At 35.9% G+C, this 3,440-nt stretch carries 4 protein-coding genes; 3 read left to right on the forward strand and 1 reads right to left on the reverse strand.

Annotated features, from left to right (window positions below; all coding sequences use genetic code 11):
• Window positions 1-241: 241 nt before the first annotated feature.
• The 3 genes from GZ63_RS0111585 to pheA all read left to right on the forward strand — a co-directional run bounded on the left by GZ63_RS0111585 (window position 242) and on the right by pheA (window position 2,990).
• Window positions 242-778 carry a Spo0B domain-containing protein gene (locus GZ63_RS0111585; protein WP_029269705.1) on the forward strand — a complete coding sequence of 179 codons (537 nt, stop codon included), beginning with the start codon at window positions 242-244 and terminating at the stop codon, window positions 776-778.
• A gap of 11 nt (window positions 779-789) precedes the next feature.
• Entirely contained in the window at window positions 790-2,070 is a 1,281-nt protein-coding gene (gene obgE / locus GZ63_RS0111590) for a GTPase ObgE (RefSeq protein ID WP_029269707.1), read from the forward strand.
• Window positions 2,071-2,138: 68 nt separating this feature from the next.
• Window positions 2,139-2,990, forward strand: a complete 852-nt coding sequence (gene pheA, locus GZ63_RS0111595) for a prephenate dehydratase (RefSeq protein ID WP_029269709.1) — start codon at window positions 2,139-2,141, stop codon at window positions 2,988-2,990.
• A gap of 178 nt (window positions 2,991-3,168) precedes the next feature.
• On the opposite strand, the gene GZ63_RS0111600 is transcribed toward pheA, so the two are convergent.
• The coding region (locus GZ63_RS0111600; RefSeq protein ID WP_038221229.1) for a transposase at window positions 3,169-3,440 on the reverse strand (272 nt) is incomplete at its 5' end.

Consider the following 3,440-nt stretch of genomic DNA (forward strand, 5'->3'; position numbering starts at 1 on the left):
ATCGATGCTCAGACGTACGTAGCTGTACATCGATCGATGCTCAGACGTACGTAGCTGTACATCGATCGAATAAAATTAAACCGCCGTATACGGGTCCGTATGTATGGTGGTGTGAGAGGTCGACTAATCAAATAATGATTAGTCACCTACTCGATAAATTTTATTATAATAAAAAATTTTTATTTAATGAATTTCATTTGTTTATCTGCTATACTTTTCATACTGTGGAGGGGGAAAAATCATGAATGAGAAGGATGTTATTCAACTCTTGCAATATCAGCGTCATGAAATAATGAATGAATTACAAATTATTCAGGGATATTTGAGTATGGGGAACTCAAAAAAGGTAAAAGATAAAATTGAAACATGGATGGAATCGTTTCATAAAGAAAGGAAGCTGTTCAGTCTACAAGCTCCTCTTTTTACTTTATGGATGATTCAATTTAACGATACATATCAAAATGTACGCTTAACTTATAACATACATACCAAAAACAAAAATTTACAAGCTAGTGACCGACTACTTGTAGATGCATGTGAAAAGATAATAGATTCTATTGTTGGGACTGGCGATGCCTTAGAGTTATATCAAGCACATATACAATTAAATGAAACCACGAGTTCATCAGTTAAAGTAGAAATTTCAATTGAAGGACGTTTTATAAGTATAAAACAATTTGAAGCTAGTTTACAAAATTTGGGACAAAATTGTCCTATCAATGTTAGAAAAAATGAAAATGGTATTACATGTAGCTTAACGATTTCATGTGATAGGTGAGGTGAGTAATGGTGTTTGTAGATCAAGTAAGTGTATATGTCAAAGCGGGTGACGGCGGAAATGGCCTTGTCGCCTATCGCCGTGAGAAATATATTCCAAAAGGTGGTCCTGCAGGAGGAGATGGAGGTGACGGAGCTGACATTATATTTAAAGCGGACGAAGGTCTAAATACGTTGATGGACTTTCGCTATAACCGCCATTTTAAAGCAAAACGTGGAGAAAATGGCATGAACCAAAAACAGCATGGTAAAAACGCATCACCACTTATTTTGTCGGTCCCTCCGGGAACAATTGTGAAAGATGAAGAGACAGACGAGGTTATAGCTGACTTAATCACACATCAGCAGCAAGCAATTATTGCGAAAGGCGGTAGAGGAGGACGTGGAAATGCACGATTTGCTAGCCCTCGAAATCCGGCTCCAGACTTTGCTGAAAATGGGGAGCCAGGTCAGGAGCGTAATATCAAAGTCGAATTAAAATTAATTGCTGATGTGGGATTAGTAGGATTCCCAAGTGTTGGCAAATCCACATTACTATCTGTAGTTAGCGCTGCAAAGCCAAAAATTGCCGATTATCACTTTACTACTTTGTCTCCTAACCTTGGTGTGGTTGATACAAGCGATCATCGGAGCTTTGTTATTGCGGATTTACCGGGACTAATCGAAGGAGCACATGAAGGGATTGGCCTCGGTCATCAGTTTCTGCGACATATTGAGAGAACGCGTGTCATTGTTCATGTTATAGATATGGCTGGTATGGAAGGAAGAGATCCTTACGATGATTATTTAAAAATTAATGAAGAATTAAAAAATTATGACGAAAATCTGATGAATCGTCCTCAATTGATCGCTGCTAACAAGATGGACATGCCTGACGCAGCTGCAAATCTTAAAACTTTCATTAATAAATTAGAGCAAGAAACTCCTGTGTACGCTATCTCAACATTGACGAAAGAAGGTATAAAGGAATTATTATTTACTATAGCAGATACTTTAGAAACAATACCTAAAGAGTCCCCTAAAACAGAAGAAGAAAATGAAAAAGTCATTTACAGATATCATCGTAAAGACAAAGCTTTTGAAATAACACGTGAAGATGATGGTGCATTTGTTATCTCAGGAGAGAAAGTTGAAACATTGTTCAAAATGACAGATTTTTCTAGAGATGAGGCTGTTCAGCGCTTTGCCCGACAACTAAGAGGAATGGGTGTAGATGAAGCGCTACGAAAACGTGGTGCCAAAGATGGAGAAACCGTTCGTATATTAGACTTTGAATTTGACTTTATTGAGTAAATAATTTATTTGAGGATTTCATTAAAATATTAGATAGAAATATAAGAGAAAGGAAAGGGGAAGCATTCTTGAGTAAAATAGGCTATTTAGGACCAAAAGGGACATTCACAAAATTAGCGGTTGACACTGCATTTAACGGAGAGGAAAAACAAAGCTTTGAAACAATACCTGAATGCATTGATGCTGTTTATGAAAATCAAATTGATATTGGTGTTGTACCAATAGAAAATGCAATCGAAGGAACTGTACAACTAACCGTGGATTACCTTGTCCATCAAGTTAGATTACCTATTACTGCAGAAATAGTGGTTCCTATTCAACAACACTTCCTTGTACATGAAAATTTCACAGGACAGTTAGATGAAATTCAAGAGGTCTATTCTCATAGTCATGCGATTGCGCAGTGCCAACAGTATTTACATAAATTCATTCCTAATGCGACAATTCATTTTTCATCTTCCACAGGTAAAGCTGCAGAAATAGTGAGTAAAGCAAATAAACCAATTGCTGCGATTGGAAATAAGCTCGCTGCAAAAGAATATGACCTTAATATATATAAGGAAAATATTCACGATTATCCAAATAATCATACAAGATTTGTGGTTTTATCTAAGGATAAAAATATTATAAATATCAATCATCCTGTTAAAATGGAAAAAACAACTTTACTGATAACATTACCTAGCGATTACGCAGGTGCACTCCATCAGGTGATTTCAGCCTTTGCTTGGCGAAAAATGAATTTATCAAAAATAGAATCCAGACCAACCAAAACAGGATTGGGTAATTACTTTTTTATTATTGATGTGAACCAGTCTCTAGATGATGTACTATTCCCAAGCGTTAAAGCTGAATTGGAAGCATTAGGATGCTCCGTAACACTTCTTGGCTCTTATCCGGTTTTTCAAATGCACTTATAAAATCATTCAAAAATAAAGGGACTAACTATATAAAGTCAATAGTGCTAGCGACAAAATTTAATACTATTTTTATTGGGAATTTGGACATGGCAAATAAGCTTGATGGTTAATGATTTTAAAATTAATCATCAAGCTGTGTATTTTTGTTAAACTTTAGTATTTTATAACGGTCAAAATATTACGTATAAACAACTTCTTTATATAATTCGCCTGTCCGCATGAAATGGAATATGACTCTAATTAATTTCTTCGCTACATGGCTTAACACCACATTATAATGTTTGCCTTCTAAGAGCTTCTTTTCATAATATGCCTTGAACGTCGGTGAATATATAGAAATCAATCTCGAGGCATGATACATCGCCCATCGGAGGTGTGGTGATCCACGTTTCACCATTTTTCCAGTTCCTTGATATTGGCCGGATTGATAAATGGATGGTTCCATTCCAG

Origin of the sequence: Virgibacillus alimentarius (assembly GCF_000709085.1) — a bacterium.
Taxonomy (GTDB): Bacteria; Bacillota; Bacilli; order Bacillales; family Amphibacillaceae; genus Virgibacillus_B; species Virgibacillus_B alimentarius.

Excerpts from the sequence above, each read along its gene's own strand:
- GZ63_RS0111585 (WP_029269705.1), top strand. The coding sequence starts at position 242 with ATGAATGAGAAGGATGTTATTCAACTCTTGCAATATCAGCGTCATGAA.